At 50.7% G+C, this 22,891-nt stretch carries 22 protein-coding genes; 19 read left to right on the top strand and 3 right to left on the bottom strand.

Annotated elements, in window-relative coordinates:
- Positions 1-623 precede the first annotated feature (623 nt).
- Positions 624-1,610, top strand: a complete 987-nt coding sequence (locus tag HJG54_RS12795; RefSeq protein ID WP_316435362.1) for a COX15/CtaA family protein — start codon at positions 624-626, stop codon at positions 1,608-1,610.
- 159 nt (positions 1,611-1,769) lie between these two features.
- The gene (locus tag HJG54_RS12790; protein ID WP_316435361.1) at positions 1,770-2,750 is read left to right on the top strand and encodes a heme o synthase; all 981 of its coding nucleotides are present in this window, start codon (positions 1,770-1,772) and stop codon (positions 2,748-2,750) included.
- Between the two features lie 16 nt (positions 2,751-2,766).
- Here HJG54_RS12790 and HJG54_RS12785 read toward each other — a convergent pair whose 3' ends face one another.
- Positions 2,767-2,901 (bottom strand): hypothetical protein, encoded by a 135-nt coding sequence (locus HJG54_RS12785; RefSeq protein ID WP_316435360.1) that lies wholly within the window; start codon positions 2,899-2,901, stop codon positions 2,767-2,769.
- A 123-nt stretch (positions 2,902-3,024) separates the two neighbouring features.
- On the opposite strand from HJG54_RS12785, the gene HJG54_RS12780 reads away from it, so the two are divergent.
- Positions 3,025-3,210 (top strand): hypothetical protein, encoded by a 186-nt coding sequence (locus HJG54_RS12780; protein WP_316435358.1) that lies wholly within the window; start codon positions 3,025-3,027, stop codon positions 3,208-3,210.
- A 131-nt stretch (positions 3,211-3,341) separates the two neighbouring features.
- Positions 3,342-4,361 (top strand): ABC transporter ATP-binding protein, encoded by a 1,020-nt coding sequence (locus HJG54_RS12775; RefSeq protein ID WP_316435357.1) that lies wholly within the window; start codon positions 3,342-3,344, stop codon positions 4,359-4,361.
- Positions 4,362-4,383: 22 nt separating this feature from the next.
- Here the strand turns inward: HJG54_RS12775 and HJG54_RS12770 are convergent, their stop codons facing one another.
- Positions 4,384-5,361 (bottom strand): protochlorophyllide reductase, encoded by a 978-nt coding sequence (locus tag HJG54_RS12770; protein WP_316435356.1) that lies wholly within the window; start codon positions 5,359-5,361, stop codon positions 4,384-4,386.
- A 578-nt stretch (positions 5,362-5,939) separates the two neighbouring features.
- On the opposite strand from HJG54_RS12770, the gene HJG54_RS12765 reads away from it, so the two are divergent.
- The 6 genes from HJG54_RS12765 (at position 5,940) to HJG54_RS12740 (ending at position 12,753) form a co-directional block, all read left to right on the top strand.
- Positions 5,940-8,108 carry an ATP-binding protein gene (locus tag HJG54_RS12765; protein ID WP_316435355.1) on the top strand — a complete coding sequence of 723 codons (2,169 nt, stop codon included), beginning with the start codon at positions 5,940-5,942 and terminating at the stop codon, positions 8,106-8,108.
- Positions 8,109-9,019: 911 nt separating this feature from the next.
- Positions 9,020-9,901, top strand: a complete 882-nt coding sequence (locus HJG54_RS12760) for a Pvc16 family protein (protein ID WP_316435353.1) — start codon at positions 9,020-9,022, stop codon at positions 9,899-9,901.
- Positions 9,902-9,973: 72 nt separating this feature from the next.
- Complete coding sequence (locus tag HJG54_RS12755; RefSeq protein WP_316435352.1) at positions 9,974-11,698, top strand: phage tail sheath subtilisin-like domain-containing protein; 1,725 nt, start codon at positions 9,974-9,976, stop codon at positions 11,696-11,698.
- An 81-nt stretch (positions 11,699-11,779) separates the two neighbouring features.
- Complete coding sequence (locus HJG54_RS12750) at positions 11,780-12,214, top strand: phage tail protein (RefSeq protein WP_036005403.1); 435 nt, start codon at positions 11,780-11,782, stop codon at positions 12,212-12,214.
- Positions 12,215-12,217: 3 nt separating this feature from the next.
- Entirely contained in the window at positions 12,218-12,595 is a 378-nt protein-coding gene (locus tag HJG54_RS12745; protein WP_316435351.1) for a phage tail assembly protein, read from the top strand.
- Positions 12,538-12,753 (top strand): DUF6760 family protein, encoded by a 216-nt coding sequence (locus HJG54_RS12740; protein ID WP_316435635.1) that lies wholly within the window; start codon positions 12,538-12,540, stop codon positions 12,751-12,753. Before HJG54_RS12745 ends, HJG54_RS12740 begins: the two co-directional genes overlap by 58 nt.
- A gap of 773 nt (positions 12,754-13,526) precedes the next feature.
- On the opposite strand, the gene HJG54_RS12735 is transcribed toward HJG54_RS12740, so the two are convergent.
- Complete coding sequence (locus HJG54_RS12735) at positions 13,527-13,697, bottom strand: hypothetical protein (RefSeq protein ID WP_316435350.1); 171 nt, start codon at positions 13,695-13,697, stop codon at positions 13,527-13,529.
- 1 nt (position 13,698) lies between these two features.
- Here HJG54_RS12735 and HJG54_RS12730 point away from each other — a divergent pair, with 1 nt between their 5' ends.
- From HJG54_RS12730 to HJG54_RS12690, 9 genes are all read left to right on the top strand, one after another.
- Positions 13,699-14,313 (top strand): hypothetical protein, encoded by a 615-nt coding sequence (locus HJG54_RS12730; RefSeq protein WP_316435349.1) that lies wholly within the window; start codon positions 13,699-13,701, stop codon positions 14,311-14,313.
- The gene (locus HJG54_RS12725) at positions 14,310-14,975 is read left to right on the top strand and encodes a LysM peptidoglycan-binding domain-containing protein (protein WP_316435347.1); all 666 of its coding nucleotides are present in this window, start codon (positions 14,310-14,312) and stop codon (positions 14,973-14,975) included. The genes HJG54_RS12730 and HJG54_RS12725 overlap by 4 nt, the downstream gene beginning before the upstream one ends.
- 23 nt (positions 14,976-14,998) lie before the next feature.
- Positions 14,999-16,060 carry a phage late control D family protein gene (locus HJG54_RS12720; protein ID WP_316435346.1) on the top strand — a complete coding sequence of 354 codons (1,062 nt, stop codon included), beginning with the start codon at positions 14,999-15,001 and terminating at the stop codon, positions 16,058-16,060.
- Entirely contained in the window at positions 16,057-16,764 is a 708-nt protein-coding gene (locus tag HJG54_RS12715) for a phage baseplate assembly protein V (protein WP_316435345.1), read from the top strand. The genes HJG54_RS12720 and HJG54_RS12715 overlap by 4 nt, the downstream gene beginning before the upstream one ends.
- Positions 16,764-17,081, top strand: coding sequence for a hypothetical protein (locus HJG54_RS12710; RefSeq protein ID WP_316435344.1), 318 nt, complete (start codon positions 16,764-16,766; stop codon positions 17,079-17,081). The genes HJG54_RS12715 and HJG54_RS12710 overlap by 1 nt, the downstream gene beginning before the upstream one ends.
- A gap of 260 nt (positions 17,082-17,341) precedes the next feature.
- Positions 17,342-17,743 carry a GPW/gp25 family protein gene (locus tag HJG54_RS12705; RefSeq protein ID WP_316435343.1) on the top strand — a complete coding sequence of 134 codons (402 nt, stop codon included), beginning with the start codon at positions 17,342-17,344 and terminating at the stop codon, positions 17,741-17,743.
- The gene (locus HJG54_RS12700) at positions 17,743-20,856 is read left to right on the top strand and encodes a putative baseplate assembly protein (protein ID WP_316435342.1); all 3,114 of its coding nucleotides are present in this window, start codon (positions 17,743-17,745) and stop codon (positions 20,854-20,856) included. Before HJG54_RS12705 ends, HJG54_RS12700 begins: the two co-directional genes overlap by 1 nt.
- A gap of 272 nt (positions 20,857-21,128) precedes the next feature.
- Complete coding sequence (locus HJG54_RS12695; RefSeq protein ID WP_316435341.1) at positions 21,129-22,121, top strand: baseplate J/gp47 family protein; 993 nt, start codon at positions 21,129-21,131, stop codon at positions 22,119-22,121.
- 2 nt (positions 22,122-22,123) lie between these two features.
- A complete protein-coding gene (locus HJG54_RS12690) occupies positions 22,124-22,855 on the top strand; it encodes a phage tail protein (RefSeq protein ID WP_316435339.1) in 732 nt (243 codons plus the stop codon).
- The last annotated feature ends 36 nt before the right edge of the window (positions 22,856-22,891 follow it).

The following is a 22,891-nucleotide window of genomic DNA, read 5'->3' as shown; positions in this document are numbered from 1 at the left end:
CTTTGAACCGAACTTCATCAGGATTGAGTTCTCTCCGTGGGCGAGGGGACGTTAAGGGTAAGGACCGATTTATACCGGCAGCAATCTATAAACTCCATAGTCTGGTAGCAGTGGTCTATCACTACGTTAGATCACCCTTTTGAGTTACAGCGTTAGACTAGAACAGTTGGACGGGAAAAGTTAGGCAACTACAAACATCTTTAAGGTTTTCTTTGGGATCGCAAAAAGCTTATGTAGCTATCGCTACAGAGCATAAGCAAAAAGATAGAGATTTTACGTTCATTGAGATCGAGAGTACTCGCTGAAACACGAACAATCCAAAGAAATCCCAAAAGCTTTTCGATTTTTGGAAGAGCGTCACTAGAGTAGTGGCAAGAGATCATTTCGGCTGATTAGAACAATCATCATTAAGTAGAACAACATAATTAAACATGAAACCCAAAGGGGGTGTTGTCGCCCTTCGGGCGGCGACAACACCCTGATCTTAGTTTTAATTAAGTTGAATTACTTAGTGACTGAAATCATCTCCTCTGCCTAGGGCAGATTAACTGCTCTGATTCAAACAAATTTGAACAGCGTTTTGCATCATGTGCTACTGATCCGGATGCGATGAGGAGACAGGAATGACGAATTCGAGTGTGCATTCAGACGTAGGTTTGAATTTAGATTTACCAATTCAGCAACAGTTGGATGATCGATCTGATATTGAGTCCAATACCAATATTGAATCCAAAACACCGCCCCAAACGCAGGTCCGGCGGCTAATCTGGAAAATTGCCATTGCTACGTTTCTATTGATGGCGATTGGCAGCGCCACGCGAGTGATGAATGCTGGCTTGGCTTGCCCCGACTGGCCGCTCTGCTATGGCACCCTGTTTCCAGGACAGCAGATGAACCTACAGGTATTCCTGGAGTGGTTCCATCGCCTCGATGCGGCCCTGATTGGCATCACCACCATTGGGCTAGTGGGTTTGACCTGGTGGCATCGTCGCGTCTTACCGGCTTGGACTCCCTGGATGGCGCTATTGGCATTGGGACTCATCCTGTTTCAAGGCGTGCTGGGCGGCCTCACCGTTACTGAACTGCTGCGGTTTGACATCGTCACCGCTCACTTGGGTACAGCTCTGCTCTTTTTTGCCACCCTGTTGGTGATGGGCACACTGCTGCTGCCCTACCGTCCGACGGGTACCGCAGGCCGCTTGCCCTGGGTTAGCCTCACTGCGGCTAGCTTGATCTACCTGCAAAGTCTTTCCGGCGGCTTGGTTGGCTCGCGGTGGGCGCTACACCAATGTCTGCTGGTTTCCCAACTCTGTAGCGTCATGAATACCCACCTGATCGGCGTGGTTCCGGCTAGCATTGCCACCCTGGCAGTAGTGATTCTGGCACGGCGGACCCCAGCCCTGCAACCGCAACTGCGTCAACTCGCTCACCTGATTGGTGGCCTGCTGCTGCTGCAAGTGCTGCTAGGTTTGGCAACATTCCGACTTCATCTACAGGTTGAACTGCTGACCGTGAGTCACCAAGCCATCGGAGCCGCCCTGTTGGGAACGCTCGTTTGCTTTACGGTTCTGTCTCTGCGCGATCATGTCGCTAGCGCGAACGCTGGATGAGCAGCCACACTCCAGTCGCAGATCCTGCGCCACAGGCCACCGCTCCTTGAGGCCAAAGCCCTAAAGCCAAAGCTCTAAAGCCAAAGAAATACCTGATTTCCGTTTTCTCGTCTAGCGCCCAACTGCGCCTCTCTAGCAACAAATTAGGAAGAGACTCGAATGCACGAAACAATTTGGACTGACGCCCCCCGCCACCACCAAACCGTTTGGCAGGTGATCCAAAGCTACTGGCAGCTCACCAAGCCGCGGATTATTATTCTGCTGCTGGTGACGACGGCAGGCAGCATGTGGATTGCCGGCAAAGGCCAGGTCGATCCGCTGCTTTTATTAATCACCTTGATTAGCGGTGCGCTGGCCGCCGCATCAGCCAATACCATTAACTGCCTCTATGACCGCGATATCGATTACGAAATGGAGCGGACGCGCCATCGTCCTCTGCCCTCTGGTCGGATTCAACCCCGCGACGCACTGCTCTTTGCCATTGCCCTGGCGGTGCTTTCCTTTACGCTGCTGACGGTGTTTGCCAATCTGCTCAGTGCGGTGCTAGCCATGTCGGGGATTGTCACCTATGTGCTGGTCTACACCCACTGGCTGAAACGCCACAGCACCCAAAATATCGTGATTGGTGGTGCGGCAGGCGCGATTCCTCCCCTTGTGGGCTGGGCCGCCGTGACGGGCGAACTCAACTGGGCCGCTTGGCTGTATTTCTTGATTATCTTTCTCTGGACGCCGCCCCACTTTTGGGCACTGGCAATGATGATCCAACAGGACTACGCCAAGGTTGGGGTGCCGATGCTGCCGGTGATTGCTGGCGATGAACCGACCGCGAAGCAGATTTGGCTCTATACGCTGCTGCTGATTCCGGTGACGCTGCTGATGGTATACCCGCTGCACGAGCTGGGAGCCGTTTATGCGGTGATTGCTTTGGGACTGGGAGCCGTATTTATTGCAAAAGCCTGGGCACTGCTGCAAACCCCGTCGGATCAACAGGTGGCCCGCTCGCTGTTCAAGTATTCCATCCTGTATATGATGCTGCTATCGGCAGGGATGGTGATTGACAGCCTACCCGCGACGCGACAACTGATTGCCAGCCTCAGCGATAATTTGACCGTCGTGCTGAGTCATTTGCCGATCAGTTAAGCGATTAGTTAATCAGCTAGAGCAGGTTCAGCCGATCTCGGCTGTCTTTCGATTGTCGTTTGCCCCAATTTGGCTTAGATTTGGCGATCAGCACTCCGACTTGGTAGCAGAGTTCGCCAAAATGGCTGACTACAGACTGGATACCGATCATCTGAACCTGCACTAGACGATCATTTGCCAGACCATGAGCGGCACGGCGGTTTTTGTCAAAGAGCGACCTCCTATAATGAATTCAAATATCAAGCAAGCCGTGGGTTAAGCCAAAAGCGAAATAATGGCCAAAATAGTTGCAGCCACAGATGCGATACAAAGCCTTACTGAGGCTGAAACTAGGCTAGGGCTGCGACGAACCGCGGACGAAAACTTTTTCTTGGAGTGGCAGAATAACTTGCCACCCTTGAGTACCGCCGAACAAGAAGCCCTAAAGGTAGTCTGGCGGCGGCTTTTGTTGGCTCCCTGATTTCTAACGATTTTGATTCAGAAGTTGGCTCTACTTAGCACTCAGGCAGCGCTCAAACCGGCCAGTCAAACTTACAATGAAAGTTGAGGAATGTAACGATTGATTCTGGAACGGTCAAGGTGAGTGCAGCTATGACTCCTGCGGTTTTGATTGAAAAGCTCCAAAAACGCTACGGTGCGGTAGAAGCAGTCAAGGATGTTTCGCTTCAGGTGGAACCGGGCGAGATTTTTGGTCTACTGGGACCCAATGGAGCCGGTAAAACCACCACGCTCCGCTGCCTTTGTACGCTAGCTACTCCTGATGCCGGTCGCATCGAAGTATCAGGCATTTCAGTGCTCGACTATCCCAAACTGGTGCGGCAAAAGCTGGGTTATGTAGCGCAGGAGGTAGCGCCGGACAAAGTTCTGACCGGACGCGAGTTGCTACAACTACAAGCGGCGATTTATCACCTACCGGCTGCCACGGCCAAAGCCGAAATCGAACGCACGATTGCTCTGTTAGGACTGCAAGACTGGGCCGACAAACGCACGGGCACCTATTCGGGCGGTCTCAGGAAGCGGCTGGATTTGGCAGCGGGTTTGTTACATCAACCTGACGTGCTCGTGCTCGATGAACCCACCGTGGGACTCGACATCGAAAGCCGTCGGATCGTCTGGGACTTTCTGCGGCAGTTGCGAGCGAGCGGCACAACCGTACTACTCACCAGCCATTACCTAGAAGAAATCGACGCCCTGGCGGATCGAGTCGCGATTATTGACAAAGGTGTGGTAATTGCATGCGGCACTCCTTCGGAACTGAAGGACCGGGTGGGTGGCGATCGGGTGACGCTGCGGATTCGCGAGTTTACGCCCGTCGAGGAAGCCGAAAGCGCCAAAGCAATGCTGCAAGCAATGCCGTTTGTGCAGGAAGTGATTATCAACTCAGCCCAGGGCAATTCGCTGAATTTAGTCGTGACGCCCCAAAGTGAAGCGCTGATTTCGATTCAGGAAGCCCTCAAGGCCGCCGGACTGCCCACCTTCGGCATCTCCCAATCCCGTCCTAGTTTAGATGACGTGTATCTAGCGGCGACCGGGCAAACCCTGCTCGATGCTGAACTGGCCGCCGCCGGTAGTCGAGATCCGAAAGCTGAACGCAAGCAAAATATGCGGTAGATGCTGGCTTAGGCAATTTCGTTTAGGCAATCCCCACCAGCTTGGCGCTCAGTTCCCACATGCGCTCGGCTTTTTTGTCGTCGGTGGCTTTTTCCGATAGCTCCTGCACAAAGGATTGCCGTCCCTGCTTCTGCCGGTTGCCCCAGCTCCAGTGCACGCCCGACTTTTTAAATTGCGGATCGGCCACTACCTGAGCCACTCGCTCACCGGCCAACTCCTGCGAAACATAGCCGCCGGTAATATTCTTTTGGAACCAGGGAAAGACTTTCTGGAACAGGGGATAGCTGTTGCGGAATAGAGGCGTATCGGCCACGCATCCCGGATAGATCGAGCTAAACACAATCCCAGTGGAATCGTGATAGCGGCGATGCAGTTCCCGCACCGTAATCATATTGCAGAGCTTGCTGTCTTTATAGGCTTTACCAGGCTTAAACTTTTTGCCATCGATCATCGAAATCGGCGCTTTGAATCCAGCCTCTAGCCCTTTCAAATCACCCAGATCGGCTGGAGCCGGAATTGGAATCTTGCCGCCCAGTTCTTTAGAATTGGCCGTTACCGTGCCTAAAATTACCAGTCGTTTGTCCGGTGCAGGGGATTTTTGCAAATCTTCCAGCAGCAGGTTGCACAGCAGAAAATGGCCGAAGTGATTGGTAGCCACGCTCAGCTCATAACCTTCTGGACTGCGCAACGGCTCTTTCAGTAACGGCATATACACGGCGGCATTGCAAACTAATGCATCGAGCGATTTACCGCTAGCCCGAAAGGAATTGACAAACTGCCGCACACTAGCCAGGGAACCCAAATCGATGTGCATGATCGTATAGCTGCCCGCAGGCATTCCCACTGACTGAGCGGCCTTTTCTGCCTTTTCCAAATTTCGGCAGGCCATGACCACATGCCAGCCCCGCTTCGTGAGCGCTTTCGCGGCGTATAAACCTACTCCCGATGAAGCACCCGTAATTACGACGGTTTTCTGATTCTGTTCCTGATTCTGTACCATTTTCTTAAAACGCGGTTTGCTGTTGACTGAATTATTGACGGATTGATTTTTGTTGGCTCTATACCCATTTGCAGTTCACATTCGCTATGCACTTGTCATCATTAATGTGGCTACGTGAATGTGCCCTGCGGTTATTCATCATATCGAGAAAGGTTGCCCATTCCAACTGAAAATAGGGCGATCAATCGCCTGAATTTGTATTTCTTTACAATTGATATTTTGGGCCAAAATTTGCTATATTTCGCCGCTATAAATTCTCTAATCGCATTTAGTTGAATCTGAATTGATCGCTAATCGACCGAAGCATAGGCAGCAGTCTTGCCGAATCATTGATAAGTTTACTGCTAGGTTTGTAAGGCTTGATTGAGTTGATGGTGAAGTGATGCAGTTATTGCGAGAACGGCAACAGCAGTTGCAGCAGGTTTAAGTTGCTTATTGAAATAATTTGGGAAAGAGCTTTAGTCACAAATCTGATTGATAACGAACAAATATTGGACAATAATTGATCAGTAATTGATCAATTAATTGAAATTTACATTTAACTTTAGGGCAATAGCCATGAACAATGAGGTTAACCCATGCCAGTAAAGATCAGTGATTCATGGCTCAATAGCCTATTGCCAATGCTACAGCGTTTAGATCGATTGCTTGAACAGGCTATAGCCACAGCCGAAACGATCGCTTCATCCAACACAGCAACTAATACAGCAACTAATACAGTAACTAATACAGCAGCTGATTTTTATCAAGAATTACCTATTGAACAGGTAGAGCAATGGTTACAGCATGAATCAGGAAGACCTCTGCTGGCAATTGATCAAGAACAACCTGAGGCCGCCCTTCAGATCGCTCAACAATGCCCCCGCTGGCACTGGCTGCAACAGCAACTAGGCTTAACTGGGTTCGAGCTAGATGTGATCGTGCTGGCGCTGGCTCCTGAACTGGATCGTCGCTATGAGCAAATTTATGCCTATTTACAAAACGATGGACGATATCGCCGGCCTTGTGTCGATCTAGCACTGAATCTACTCTGTGCCTCAGCTACCTTGAAATTAGAACGCCGGCAGTATTTTGCAGCGAATGCGCCATTAGTGCGAGCGGGTATAGTACGAGTATTGCCCGATCCCTACCAAGTTGAACCTTCGCTGTTATCACATTTTCTCAAGCTCGATGATCAAATCGTTCGGTTTCTGTTGGGCCAAACTGGATTAGACTCGCGGCTCGGCTCGTTCTGTGAGTGGATTGAGCCAAACCCAGCTAAAGAAATGCCGCTGGTTAGGAGAACTATCGTAGAGTCTTGCTTGAGACAAATTGCTGCACGGCAAACGAATCAATACCTCTGTTTCTACTTTGAAGGCACGCAGGAGCCAGAAAAACAACAGGCAGCAATTGCCATCGCTCAGAACCTGAAGCAACCCTTAATCCTCGCCCATATTGCAGGAATGCTGGAGCCAAGAGACCGTTTTGAATCTCGTTTATCGATTCTGCTGCAAGCAGTTTGGCTGCAAGATGCCTTGCTTTATATCGAAATAGATGGACTGCAAAGCCCTGACTTAGAGTTCAGCTATCACCGCTTTTTAGCAGCGCTTACGGAGGCAAAAGGCATTGTGATTCTATCGGGTACCAAACCCTGGGGCAGCCTACAGGAAACGGCTAGGGGCGTTTTGCCTGTATCATTTGCTTGCCCTGAGCCATTGGAGCGCCGAGTTTACTGGCAGGCAGCACTGACAGCAGTTGGAGTGAATCTGAACGATGCGGATGTGCAGCTTTTGAGCAATCGGTTTCAGCTTGGCCCCACCCAAATTGCCGATGCCGTGACTACCGCCTGCCATCAGGTGGAATGGAATGCTGCATTGAATTCCGATTCATCGATTCATGCACAGCCGACGCTTCAGGATGTGTTAACCGCAGTGCATTCACAGTTGCATCACCACCTGTCGGCTTTGGCACAGACCGTAGGAGCACGGGCCAACTGGACCGAGATTGTTTTGCCAATTGATTCTCTCAGCCAATTGCGAGAGATCTGTAATCAATTCAAGTATCGCTATCGAGTTTATCGAGACTGGGGATTTGACCAGAAATCATTCGCAGGCCAGGGAATTAACGTGTTATTTTCTGGCCCGCCCGGAACGGGTAAAACCATGGCCGCAGGCGTGATCGCCAACGAATTACAGTTGGAGCTTTACAGAATTGATCTGTCGCAGGTGGTAAGTAAATACATTGGTGAAACTGAGAAGAACCTGGATCGCATCTTTCGAGCAGCGGAAGCGGCCAATGCGATCTTATTGTTTGACGAAGCCGATGCTTTATTTGGAAAACGGTCCGAAATTCGGGATGCCCACGATCGCTTTGCCAACATTGAAGTCAGCTATCTACTGCAAAAAATGGAAGCATATGAAGGAATTGCGATTTTAACCACCAATCTACGGCAGAATTTAGATGAGGCGTTTACCCGCCGCCTATCGTTTATTGTGCATTTCCCGGCTCCCGATGAGAGTAGCCGTCGTTGCATTTGGCAAACGGTTTGGGCCGCTCAAGTGCCGCTCGCTCCAGAGGTAGATTTGGACTTTCTAGCTCGTCAGCTTAAATTAAACGGAGGCAACATCAAAAATATCGCGCTAGCCGCCGCGTTTTTAGCCGCCGAGACCGACAGTGCTGTCACAATGCATCACCTCTTCCATGCGGCTCGTCGAGAGTACCAAAAAATGGGTAAGAGTTTGTCGGAGACGGAATGGAAGATGACTTAAGTTTCAGAATCGAATTTAGTAAATCAACTCAATTATTTTCAAAGCCTATAATGCATACAAACGTCTCGCTTAGGGCAAGATACCTACACTCTATTTGTTGTTTAATCAGGGTGAATTACTTAATCTCAGTAGATTGCAAATCATGTTGAGATCCCCCCTAACCCCTTATGAAGGCTACGGTGTACACACAAATCGAATTGGTTAGGATTCGAGGAGTTTTAGCCTCCTAATCCCCATAAATGGGGGACTTCCAAACCTGATTTAGTCTAAAGCATGGGAAAAATTGGTCTACTATGCACAGGCTGCGCGAACAAACCCAAGTGTAGTGATCCAAACGAATTCATTTTCGATCTACTGAATCTAGATCAAGACGATTTACAACATTTGGTTGATTTTTATGTTAAAGCTATTTTCACTATGTATATTCAAAGCGATAATGCGATGAAAGGAAATATTCCTTTTGCCTTAGCTTGAGTTAAACACAGGGAATAAGAATCATTCTCTGTGTGAGTGTCTATGTATTAGTATGTCATCGATATTCCGTTGTCCATCCTGCTCAAAGGTTTATTCTTATGCTCAAGTTTGGATTGATCTGATTTTGGGCTGTATCTGTATTCGCTAAATCAAACAAATCGATGATGATACCCCCTATATAGGTTACGGTATACACCAAGTTGAATCGGTTCAGCCCTCTTTTCTGGGATGCCCGCAGGGCTATAACCCCTATTCTGGGGGATCTGAGTAACATTGACCAATTTTTTCCATGATTCGGACCAAATTAGGTGCGAAAGCTCCCATTTATGCGGGAGTTAAGGGGTTGAGAGGACTTGTGTGTACACAGTAGCTATGTAGGGGATAAAGATTGTCATGGAAATCACTAGATACGGGATCTAAATTACCAAGACTAAGTTATGATTCGTGCCCTCAGCGAAGTTCTTAGGAGAATTCTGGAAGATTCACAGCATTGGTCTACAGAATTTCCAGCAGCGTATCCCCCTAGCGAGTTGATGGAGGCTCATTTTTCTTTTGTTCGCCCTAGTGAAAGCTTCACACCAGGTCAAAAGATGGTCAATTTGTTCCTCTATGCGGTTAATGAAAATGTAGAGCTACGCAGCAACGAACCAACAATCGCCCGTCAGAATGGACAAGCCATTATTCGTCGTCCTGCCCTGCGCGTCAATTGTTCCTATCTGATCACGGCCTGGGCTGGCAGCGATACCGGCGATGAAGCGGCTTTAATTGAACAGCAGCTACTCAGTCAGGTCTTACAAGTTCTGAGCGGATATTCTACGATTCCAGCCGCTTTTCTGAAAGATACACCGCTAGAGGATCAGGTTCCGCCTCTGCCTCTAATCTCCGCTCAATTAGAAGGAATGCAAAATCCGGCCGAATTTTGGACTGCATTGGGAAACAAATTGCGTCCCTCGATTACAGTCATGGCAACGATCAGCATTCCGCCTGTGTTTAGTCAGATCACGGCTCCAGTGGTCACTACTCGTTCGACTAGATTTAGTATGAACAGCGCAGCAGAAACAGACACTTTAGTCCAGATCGGTGGACAAATAGTAGATACAGCAGATAACGGTATTGAGAATGCTGTGGTAGACTTGGTTGATGCTGGGCTGCGGACCTATACTAACTCGGAAGGATACTATTCGTTTTTGCGCGTTCCGCCCGGATCACATACGCTGCGTATTGTTGCCGTTGGGTTTGAGCCAAAAACTGAAACAATTGATATTCCTGGACGATCGCAACTGTATCAAATCACGTTAAGCAAGCAAAATTCTAACTAAATTCGGTCTCATGTATCTCATGTAAAAGACTCAGTTCACTAGCTATCTTCCTCAAATAAGGAGCAAACTGTTATGGCCCCCTTTGACGCAATCAACAAAGCGCCCGGTGTGTATATCCAGGAAATTGATGTTCCGGGACCAATTGCGGGGGTTGGCACCAGTACCGCCGCCTTTATTGGACCAGCCGAGCAAGGGCCGATTAACACTCCGGTGTTCCTAACAAATTGGACCCAATTTCAGACTATGTTCGGCGGCTACATCACGGCTCCACCCGTCTATGTCACCCACGCGATTCGCGGCTTTTTAGACAACGGCGGGGCTAGCTTCTACTTTGTTCGAGTCAGCAAAGCGGTCAGAGCTTCTCTCACTCTCAATGACCGAGCCACCAGTGCCAAACCTATATTAGTTGTGATAGCAAAACAGGAGGGGGCGCAGGCAACGGATATTCAAGTTGAAGTCAAAGATGCTGTCCTCTCGGATACAACCGTGACCGGAAATTCCTTGACCGCAAGAACAACAGCGATTCCAGTTCAAAGCGTAACGGGGATTGAAGCTAATACAACCGTGCAGATTAGCCAGGGAAATAATTCCGAAACGCGAAAAGTACAGTCTGTAAATGCAACCGAGAAATCAATTACCCTGACCACCGGGCTACAGCAAGATTACACTTCTCCAGCAGAAAACCCGGTGCATGTGAGAACCTTGGGGTTTACGCTAGTGGTAACGGCTGTGGATGGAACTGAGACCGCCTTTGAGAACCTCTCAATGGATAGCAATCACTCTCGCTATTTTGCCAATCTGGTTCAGTCGAAGCTGGTCGATGTCACTCTGGCCGATCCACCAAACGCCACTGCGCCGCCGCAGAATCGCCCTGCGGTCCAAGCCAAAACCAAGCTGAATGCACCCGCCGGTCAATCCGATGATCTGAGCCAGCTCACTTCAGCCGACTACATCGCCGCGATCCGCACGCTGGAACGGATTGATGATGTGAATATCCTCTGTATTCCTGACCGTACCGATCAGGATGTGCAAAAAGCGATGATTGCCCATTGCGAAAAAATGCAGGATCGATTCGCGATTCTCGATCCAGGCTATGGTTTGATTCCTGATGCAACGGCATCGTCTGGCATTGGCAAACAGCGCAGCGGCATCGGTTCGGATGGAGGCTATGCGGCACTTTACTACCCCTGGATTGAGATTACGAATCCGCTGGGGGCAGGACGGCTCACGGTTCCACCTTCCGGTCATCTGGCTGGAGTATATGCCCGCACAGACGGCAGTCGGGGTGTGTTCAAAGCGCCTGCTAATGAAACGATTCGGGGTGCGCTTGCCCTAGAACAGCGCCTCACTGACGATGAACAAGGTCCGTTGAATGAACAGGGAATTAATGTTCTGAAATCAGTGGCCGGACGAGGAGTCGTTGTCTGGGGTGCCCGCACGCTTTCCCAAAAGCCGCAGTGGCGCTATATCAATGTCCGACGGCTAATGCTGTTCATCGAGGAATCGATTCAAGAAGGCACGCAGTTTGCTGTATTTGAGCCAAACGGACTGGAGCTGTGGCAAAAGGTGAAACGTCAGGTGACAGAGTTTTTGACACGAGTTTGGACCGATGGGGCCTTATTTGGGGCAACGGCGAAGCAAGCGTTTCAGGTACGAGTCGATGAAGAACTCAATCCACCCGATCTGCGTGCTCTAGGGCAGCTCGTGATCGAAGTGGTTGTTTATCCGGTCACACCAGCCGAATTCATCGTATTCCGCATTATTCAACAGCCAGGTGGCCCCAGCGTTCAAGAATGAGTGTTCAAGAATGAGCGTAAGAATGACGGTTGGGGTGCAACTTTCGACAAGTATTTCAAAACTTAATGCAGGGAGATCGCTATGGCAACAGGAAAACGGGTTGATCCCTATCGCAATCATCGGTTTCTGGTAGAAATTGATGGAATTGTGCAGGCGGGTTTTTCGGAATGCAGTGGGTTTGGTTCCAGCATTGAGGTGGTGGAATATCGGGAAGGCGGCGACCCGACCACGGTACGCAAACTGCCGGGTAAAGTCAGCTATCCCGATATCATGCTGAAATGGGGCGTAACGGATTCGCGAGAACTGTACGACTGGCATCTCGCTGCCGTCAACGGACAAATTCAACGTAAAAATGGTTCCATCATTTTGCTCGATGATTTGGGACAGGAAAAAGTGCGCTGGAATTTTTTCAACGCTTGGCCCAGCAAGTATGATGCGCCTGACTTGAGTGCTAAAGGCAATGATGTGTCCATTGATAGTCTCACGGTGAGCTGTGAGCGGATTGAGCGAGTGTAAGCCATGATGAACACCCTGATCCAAACCGAGTACGAATTCACCTTACCCACCGGCTATATCGATGCGACCGGCACCTTACATCGAGAAGGTACAATGCGGTTAGCCACCACCGCCGATGAAATTCTGCCGTTAAAAGATCCGCGCGTACAGTCCAATTCTGCCTATTTGATTGTGATTCTACTATCGCGGGTGATTGTGCGATTGGGAACAGTAGAAGCGATCAATCCCAAAGTGATTGAAGGCTTGTTTGCCTCAGATCTGGCTTATTTGCAAGACCTCTACAATCGCATCAACGGCAGTGGCATTCGCTCGTTACCCGTTACCTGTCCCCACTGTCAACAAAGCTTTGCCGTGGAGCTGGATCTGGCGGGGGAATTTTAGGCTACCCCCTTGATCGTCTGCATGAGGAGGTAGCCTATCTTGGATATCACTTGCATTGGAGCTATGAATCCATTTTGCAGATGGAACATCGGGAACGCCGCCGCTGGGTTGAAGAGATCGCCAAAATCAATCAGCGATTGAACACTCAAACAAGCTGAACAGCACTGAAGTGAAAACTATTCATGGAATCCCCAATTGCCCCATCCGCTGCCCCATCCGCAGACTCTCCCACTCCGGAGCCGCCTCCAACTGCTTTGGTCAGACGATTACAGCGCCGATTGCATAGCTCACCTGGGGTAATTCGTACTGACTTGCCCCATTCCCACTATCCTGCTACCCAGGCCACCGTATCCCGGTTGATACAGCGATTGGAATTACCTGGACAAATAGGATCGCGCTATAGTTCTGGAATGGTGCCCGCCAGGACTGCTCGATTTCAACGCCAACGCACCGAATCTGCGTCTGATCTGGTGATGAGATATGCAAGTCATGAAGATGCAAGAATTGTCAGCCAAACGAATAACAAGCATTACCATTTGCGACCTGTAACAGAAAACCAAGTAGAAAATCAAATAGAAAACCAAATAGAAACGACAGAATTTAAGCATAAACGAAACGATAGGACTCTTCCTGCTGCTCCTGCCACATCACCAGCTCTGAGTCATTCTTCATCCCATCAGCTACAAAGGAGCCACTCTAACATTCAAAGCGTTCGCTCAATCGCTGCTCCTGACAGCGTCGCTCCTGACAACGTCGCTCGTTCAATTAAAAGCGACGCCAAAGATAATGCCAGAGGTAATTTTACTGTTACTTCCCCTATCGAGGGTAATGTTAAAGGTAATAGCATTGGCAGCGCTAGAGTACAGCGATCGGCTGACGCTGATGCTCAGATTCAAACCTCTACTCTATCCTCTTTGTCTCCTGCATACACTCAAGTCTCTCCGTCGTCATCTTCGCCTACTCGATTGCCATCGATGTTGCATACACCGCTTAGAGTATCACCTTCCAGTTCAATCGGAAATGTAATGCTTTCGCCTGGATCTGGGAGAACTGTAACTTCTTCCCAAACTGGTTCGAGATCTCGTCCCGAATCTGATTCCATAATGAGTTCTTTTTCTGATTCCATCACTGTTCCAGATGCCACAAAACTAGCAACAAACACTCCTCCAGTGTTGCGGATTAATCATCGGGCTACGCTGGAGGCTGCGAAGATACAGCGACAAGCGGTTCATCCTTCCCCGCCACTGCAAATGGTTCAATCGCAGATTATTCCGTCGCAGATTATTCCGTTGCAGACTGTTCCGCCGCAGATTATTCCGTCAGTCCCCTCTTCAATCGAATGGATTCAAACTCAGCCAGAAGAGGCAGCCCCATTGCCCGCGCATCGGAATCACATCCACCTTTGGGATGCGTTAGATTCGAGCGATTTCCCTCAATCACAGTCAATGGCATCCCCTGCTGCCCCCCTACCTCTGCCGCTGGCGATTACGCCCCAGTCCCATCCCGGACAAATTGCTCGTTTGGATGAGGATGAGATCCAGGCTCCTCTCAGTTCAGCCCGGTCTGCTAATCGAGCTGTGCCTCATGGAGTGTCCATATTCGACCCATTAGAGAGCAATGCGCCGGTGATCAATATCGCTGAACTAGCAGAACAGGTGAGCCGCATTTTAGCCCGTCAGCTTGCCGTTGAACGTGAACGTCGGGGGATCGGGCGATGAGCTTAGAAAAACTGCGAATTAAGCCCCGACCGCCCTCCAAATTGGCAGAGATCACGGTGCTATTTAACCCGGATTCCTACTCGATTTCTAAGTCTGTCACCTGGAGTCCGCCGATCACGTCTACCAGCGGCAAAGTCGCCACCGATCGCCAGCTCAATGCCCCGCCGTTAACGTTTGGGGGAGGCGGCAGCCGTCAGCTCACGTTAGAACTGTTCTTTGATGTCACTCAGAATTCGCGGCTGGCCGATGTGCGACAAGAGACCGACAAAGTCGTTGCCCTGACTCGGATCGAGCGGGATCAGGGACAGCCGCCGGTTTGCCAGGTTTCCTGGGGCCAAGCCCCGACCAACTCGGATTTTCCATTTCTGGGCGTGGTCACTAGCCTGACGCAAACCTTCACGCTATTCAAATCCAACGGCAAGCCAGTTCGGGCCACGCTAACGGTGTCGTTTTTAGAATTTATCGAGCCAGAGCAAGATAAACGCAAAACCGACCCCGAACTCACCACCTATCAGATCAAGCAAAAGGATAGCCTCAGCAGCATTGCTGCTGAATTTTATCGAGATCCAAAACAGTGGCGCGTAATTGCCGCTGCCAATCAAATCATCAATCCACGCCAGCTAGAGATAGGACAGCGACTAACCATTCCAAAATTGCGTTGAGGAGATAATTGAGGAGATAGCCTATGCCCCGACTTCAGACAATCTACCCTCCAATGGTTCAAATCAAAATCAACAGCAGAATCATCTCTGAACAAGATGAGCTTGACCTGATCAGCATCAGCGTGGATCAAACAATTCAAATTCCGAGTATGTTTACCCTAGAGTTGGCTGGGATGGGAGAAGATGGCAGCTTTCTGCCCTGGTTAGAGCGCAATTCCCCGTTTGCGATTGCAGATGAAGTTGAAATTCAACTAAGGTATCCAGATACTTCATTCAGTACGTTGATTCAGGCAGAAATCACCGGATTCGAGCCAGAGTTTGTTTGGAATCGCACCCCCAGTCTAATGATTCGCGGCTATGACCGTCGCCATCGGCTGCAACGAGGCAAACAAACCCGCACCTTCCTGAACCAGAAAGACAGCGCCATTGTCACCCAGATTGCCACCGAAGCCGGATTAGCCGCTAACGTAACAGATACTGAAGTTGAACATGAGTACGTTTTGCAAGCCAATCAAACGGATCTGGAATTTTTGCAGGAACGCGCCAAACAAATTCACTATGAAATGTTGGTGGAGCATAAAACCCTGATTTTTCGTCCGGTTGCCAATGCCGCGCCCACGACCGTGAAATTAGTCTGGCCAAGTCATTTATCCGAGTTTTACCCTCGGCTCTCTGTAATGCGACAGGTCGATCAAGTTTTGGTGAAAGGTTGGGACATCCAACAAAAAGCACCCGTGGTCGGGCAAGCGACAAGCAGTGGCACCAAGATGGGAGGCACAAAAACCGGCAAAGACTTGGGGAATCGGTTTGCAACGGCGGTTGAATGCCAAACCGACCGAGCCGTTACCACTAGTGCCGCTGCTGCTCAAGTTGCTGCCGCCACCTACAACCGCCTCGCCCTGACGCTGATCGAAGCCGAAGGTGTTTGTCAAGGCAATCCCGCTGTCCGCGCCGGAGCTGTGATCGAGATTGCAGGAGTCGGCGAACACTTTAGCGGTTTGTACTACGTGACAGCCACCACGCATCGTTATCATGCCCAGGCAGGATACCAGACCCGTTTCACCGCACAGAGGAATGCCCTATGAATTTTTTTGATTTGGTCAGCGATTCAGAGGTCCGTGAGGCGATAGTTGGCCGCATCTATGGCGTCGTCATCGGAGTCGTAACGAACAACAAAGATTCGGATCAAGTTTCGGGTGGATTGGGCCGCGTCAAGGTCAGGTTTCCCTGGCTTAGTGACAAGGATGAAAGCGCTTGGGCACGCATTGCTACGCCAATGGCCGGTAAAGAGCGGGGATTGTATTTTCTGCCAGAGGTGGGTGATGAGGTGTTAGTTGCGTTTAATCAAGGGAATGTCCACGATCCGTATATCTTGGGCGCGCTATGGAGCAAAACCGACCGTCCACCTGTCACAAATGAAGATGGGAAAAATAACATTCGCATGATTAAATCACGTAGCGGCCATACGATTACTCTAGATGACACTCCTGACCAGGAGAAAATTACAATTTGCGATAAGACGAAGAAGAACCAGATTGTGATTGATTCCGCCAAGAATACAATGACCATTCAAGTCGATCAGGGTATAAAAATCGAAGCTAAAGGAAAGATTGAAATTGCAACAAGCAAGGGTGATGTTGCAATTACCTGCCAAAACTTCTCAGTTGAAGCGCAGCAAAGATGTCAGATTAAAGCCGCCACCAACCTGAATCTCGAAGCGAATGCTGGGCTGGGCATCAAGTGTTTGGCTGGCGTCAAAATCAATGATGGTGCGCTGGAGGTGACCTGATGCCGGCATATGTTTTGCACTTAGGAGCAACGGTGGCTTGCGTACATGGCGGACAGGGGCAACCCGCCGCTCCCAATCCCCGCGTTAAAGTCATGGGGCAGCCGGTTGTGACCCAGCCCATTCCCTACACAATCGCAGGCTGTAGTAATCCTCCCACCAATCTAGGACCGTGCGTTACCGCTAACTGGCTGACCGGAGCGGTCCGCGTCAAGGTGATGGGACAGCCGGTATTGTTGCAAACGAGTCAAGCCATTTGTTTGCCTACAGGAACACCCTTGAATGTGTTGATCACCCAACTCAGGGTAAAAGCTCAATGAACATTTTTAGACAAGGAGTTTTAGAGGATGTTTGAAACGGATCAAACGTGTTGCATTGCCCCCCAACCCCCCACGAGTGGGGGACTTCCGATCCCGTATTTCGGTTCAAAGTCCCCCATTGATGGGGGATTTAGGCTTCGACGTGAGCTCAGCCGAACGGGGGCTTCGAGTGCGGCAACGAACAGAATGGGGGATGTAGGGGGCGGTTCGGGTTGCATCGGCGACTTTTAAAACACCCTCTTAGACAACAGGAGCGCGATATGGCGAAGCCGTTTTTAGGCGTTGGGTTGAAGTTTCCTCTGCAATGGGACGAAGCAGGAAATTTTCAGCAAGCCTACTATGAAGAGAGCGTGCATCAGTCGATTTGGGTGATTCTCAGCACTGCCAAAGGCGAGCGCGTCATGCGGCCAGAGTTTGGCTGTGGCATTTACGATCTAGTGTTTGAACCCTATGCAGACTTAACGCTAGGCCAAGTTTCTCTCGCGGTACAAGAAGCATTACTACAATTTGAACCCCGAATTGATGTGCTGGATGTCCAGATCGATTCAGGCTCCGATCCCTCCACCGGATTGCTGTTGATTCGGATTGATTATCAGGTGCGAGCCACTAATAATGTCTTCAACCTAGTCTATCCCTTCTATCTAGAACGGAGTGCCCTCTGATGATCAAACCTGCCGCCAAGATTGATCCCCGGAATGCACAGGTCATTGTACAACAGATTCAGTTACTGATGGCCGAATATGTTCCTGATTCTGTTTCTAGTCAAATCCTTGATTCAATCGCAATTACTCAGACAAATGTTCCAGCTTCCAGTATCAATGCCGCGCTGGTGCAGATTTTCGCCCGATTCGCCGAACTGATTATCCAGCGGCTGAATCAGGTGCCCGATCGCGCCCTTCTCGCCTTTTGGGATTTGCTGGGCGCATCGCGTCTACCTCCCCAACCGGCCCGTGTTCCGATTACCTTTTCGTTAGCAACTGGTACAACCGTGACTGCAATCGTTCCGGCGGGAACTCAGGTAGCAGCACCGCCGACAGCCGCACAAGCGGAGCCGGTTATCTTTGAAACCGAGCGCAATTTAATCCTGTCTCCAGTTCAGTTGCGCTCGATCCTAGTGTTTAATTTGGAGCAGGGATACTATCAGCAGTTGCCAGCATCACAAGCAGAATTGCAGTTAGCCACCAATGTGCCGCTGTTTCAAGGCAATCAGCCGATCGAACGCAGTTTTTATCTTGGGCATCGTCAGTTATTGAGCTTTCCGGCTATTAAAACCCTGACCTTGACGCTGAACTTGGAGCAGGGTTTTGGCGATACTTCAGAGCGACTACACCGTCAGCCTCAGTTAGACTGGCAAATTTGGGATGGCGCGAATGGGATTAGCCTGTCTGCGAGCAAGGACGAAACCCGCAGTTTGACCGAAACCGGCAGCCATGTGCTGCAATTCACCAATCTAACCGCTGTACCCCTTACTTCAGTCAATGCCATCGAAAATCGCTGGTTGCGCTGTCGCTTGCTCACCCCGATTACTACTGCATCCCAAGCGCGATCGGATCGGGTCCGCGATCGTCAACTGCCGGTGATTCAAGCCGTGACCATGCAGGTGGAATTAGCAGAAACGAATCTCCCGCTCGATGCAGCTTTCACCAATCAAATCCCGCTCGATCTGAGTCAGGATTTTTTCCCCTTTGGTGAACGACCGCAGTTGGGCGATACACTTTACCTGGCTAGCCAGACAGCATTTTCCCAGCCCGGAGCCACGATTACACTAGAGATTGATATTAGCAACCCCCATACTGCCAGCTTTAGTTCATCGCTTCGCTCTCGCACCACCGCTTCCACCGATCCAGCATTGAGACTAGTGTGGGAATGCTGGAATGGAAAGAATTGGGAATCTCTCAGTCAGGACTTCAGCGACACAACCCAGGCATTCACCGATCGGGTAGCGGATAACACAGCCGGCAAAGTAATATTGACACTGCCATTGACGATTACAGCTACGACCGTGAATGGAGTTTTAAACTTCTGGATTCGCGTCCGAATTGCTTCTGGCAACTATGGCGAGGACATCAGCTTTGAGCAATCAGGCGATAGATTGATCTTCACACCCGCAACCTATGCTCCGCCGCTGATCCGCTCTATCCGGGTCAGCTATCAAGTCACCCATACTGCCCAGCCAGAAGCCATCATCACCTACGCAGACTTGACCTATCAAACCGTCACCACTGAAGCGAATCAATCCATTACCTCGTTTGCGCCATTTCAGGTTCACAGTATTGCCAAACCTGTATTTTATTTGGGCTTCGGGAGTTCTGTTGAGCGGTTCCCGAATCAACCCATTAGTTTATATTTTCAACTAACTGAAGTTCAATACGGACAATCACCAGATCATTCTTCCTGGTCATCTCCGCCGCAGTTAATGTGGCAGTACTGGAGCAATCGCAGCGAGTGGACTAAACTAATCGTTCAAGACGACACTCAGGCATTCACTCGCTCTGGCCTAGTGGAATTCCTGCCTCCGTCCGATATAGCTGCCCAAGGTATTTCGGCAGAATATCGATTGCGCGTGATTTGGGACAGCGGCGACTATTTGTTTGAACCGCGTTTGCAGCGTCTGTTGCTCAACACCACCATAGCAACGCAAACCGTCACAATTCGGCAGGAAATTCTTGGCTCCAGTGACGGCAGCGAGAATCAAATTTTTCGCACTACTCAAACGCCCGTCTTGCTGGGACAACAACTAGAGGTACAAGAACCAGAATGGCCGTCGGTCCTAGAACGAGAGCAACTAATCGCCGCAGAAGGCGACGATGCCATTCCCCCTGCCCCAACGATTCCCGTCACCCCAGAACCCATTTGGGTGCACTGGCATGAAGTGCCCGACTTTTACGGCTCTGGTCCCCGCGACCGGCATTATGTACTCGACCACCTAACTGGCGAAATCCGCTTTGGCAATGGCATAAATGGCTTGATTCCGCCGATTGGGGTTGGCAATCTGCGCATGGCCCGCTACCAAACTGGTGGCGGCAAGGCAGGAAATCAGCCTGCCGGCGTGATTACGCAACTGCAAACCAGCATCCCTTCCGTAGACAAAGCCGTGAATCCGGTTCCCGCTACCGGCGGAGCCGACGCCGAATCCCTAGAGTCCCTCCTAGAGCGGCTGCCCTGCACGCTGCGTCACCGCAACCGAGCCGTCACGCTAGAAGATTACGAAGATCTGGCTAGATTGGCTTCTCCTGCCGTTGCCCGCAGCCGCTGTGTCCCTCTGCACAATTTGGCGCTCGACCCGCTAGGGCGCGGTACTGTCCTCCCCGGAACCGTCAGCGTAATTATTGTGCCCCGATCAACTGAGGCTAAACCGATTCCCAGTCTAGAACTAATTAATCGGGTGCAAACCTATCTCCAGAACCATGCCATCGCCACCGCAGAGGTTATTGTCGTCGGACCGCTCTACGTTGGAGTGAATGTGACAGCCGATATTAGTTTAATGTCCCTGGACCAAGCCAGCACCGTCGAACAAGCCCTCGATCAGGCTCTGACGCAATTTCTGCATCCGCTCATCGGCGGCAGCGACGGCCAAGGCTGGAACTTTGGCCGCAAACCCCACCCCTCTGACCTGTACGCCCTACTCGCATCCATCCCCGGCGTCGATCATATCCGCTCCCTGCAAATGACCCTCCTAGACGATTCCCCCGGAGCCAAACAAACCGATCGCTTCCTCGTCTACTCCGGCCACCACACCCTCAACTTACTAAGGAGAGCAGTAAATGGTGAATAGTGTTTCGGTGAGGGGTGGGGGGTGAGGGGTGAGGGGGTAGGGGGTGAGGGGCTTCGATGCAAGCGCACTGCCCCCATGGGGCCAGAAAAATCAGCCGAGCGGTGAGGGTGTTGACTATAAAGCGCTCGGGTTAGTAATATTCAGCTCTTAATTCAACCCAAACCCACCCAACAATCACCCCTCCATCTCCCCACCCCACCCCCTACTCCTTCACCCCCTCACCCCTCACCCCCTACCCCTCACCCCCTACCCCCCACCCCTACCCCCCACCCATGCCCCTCCAACTCCCCAACCTCGACGATCGCACCTACGACGATCTGGTGGCAGAAGCCTTCAGCCAGATTCCGACCTATGCCCCAAACTGGACCGATCGCAATCCCTCCGATCCGGGCATCACGCTGATCGAATTATTTGCCTACCTCACAGAAATGCTGCTGTATCGACAAAATCAAATTACCCCAGAACTGATGGGGACATTTTTGAAGCTAATCAACGGACCGGAATGGGAAACAACACAGGTAACACAGTATGGTATTGACTGGGTGAAACAACCAGACATACTTCAGCAAGCAGTGCAACAAGCGGTACAGAGATTACGCTCGCCCTATCGAGTCGTGACAAACCAGGACTTTGAAGCCCTAGCGATTGCCGCTGCACCAGACGCGATTGCCCGCGCCCATTGTTTACCGCGCCGCAATTTAGAACTCGCCAATCCGGCTACTCGTGCCGTCGATCAACCCGGTCATGTCAGTGTGATTGTGGTTCCCCGTCATACTCCCTATCAGCCCAATTCTGATCTGAATCAGACGGTTTGGCAGACGCTAGAATCCCGGCGCTTACTGACGACGCAAGTTCATGTGGTGAATCCCTACTATCTGGATGTCGGAGTCCGGCTGACCCTGGTGCTGCAACGGGATGCCCAGGAAGACGAGACGCGCCAACGGGCTGAGCAGGCATTGCAAGCTTTCTTCGACCCTCTTACTGGCGGCTCCCAGAAAACCGGCTGGCCGTTCGGACGTAGCGTTTATATCTCTGAGATTTATGCATTGCTGGATCAAGTACTCGGTGTGGATTATGTTACTCCAACCAACGGTCAGGATGAGTTAATCGTTGCAGATACGCAGCGCCTAGTTTATTCCTCTACCACGCCCCGCCAGCTCATTGCCGTCACCCTCTTTCCCGAAGAATTGATCAACGCCCCCAACATTGATCTGCACACAATTACTGTGCAATCGCCAATTCAACCATTGTTTCCCCAGGGTTAGCCATGCCACCTAATTTGCCGAGTCTGCCGAATCTGCCAAACCAACTGCTTGACTATTTGCCCACACTTTACCGCACCGATCCGCTGGTGGGCCAGTTTCTGCTGGCGTTTGAAAAGATTTTGCTGGGGCGACCGGATGGTGTTCCCTTTCCCAACCCCAACGCCGAGACTAACCCACTACCTGAGCGAACCAACCAAGGCTTGGAAGAGTCGATTGCCCGACTCCATCACCTGTTTGATGCCGAAACCACGCCCCCAGAATTTCTGCCCTGGTTAGCCGATTGGGTTGCCCTCAGCCTGCGCGCCGACTTGAAGCTAGAACAACAGCGCCAGTTTATTGCCAATGCGATCTCGCGCTATCAGTTTCGCGGCACCAAAGCCAACCTTCAGAGCCTGCTGCAAACCTTTACGATTGGCGCACCTACAATTGTTGAGTTTGAACCACCAATTCTCCAGATTGGCGTCAATTCGGTGATTGGCAGCAGAGAGATGCAGTTGCGCGGCGGCACACCGCACCATTTTCGCGTCACAATTGCCCTATCGCGAGAACAGGTCGATTCTCAAGGACGACAGTTGGCGCGTCAACGCGACATTGCTAAGAATATTATCGATCTGGAAAAACCGGCCCATACTGATTACAGTCTAGATATTATTTTTCCGAGTATGCAAATCGGCGTTTATTCTACGGTTGGTGTCGATACGCTGCTGGGTTTTGTACCGCAATCCTCTGGCTAGTTCAGCAATGATTTGATTAAAATTCAAGTTTTTATG

Source organism: Leptolyngbya sp. NK1-12 (genome assembly GCF_032598965.1).
Classification (GTDB): Bacteria; Cyanobacteriota; Cyanobacteriia; order Elainellales; family Elainellaceae; genus Elainella.
The sequence above is the reverse complement of the archived record's forward strand: the minus strand, read 5'-3'. Positions and strand labels throughout refer to the sequence as shown.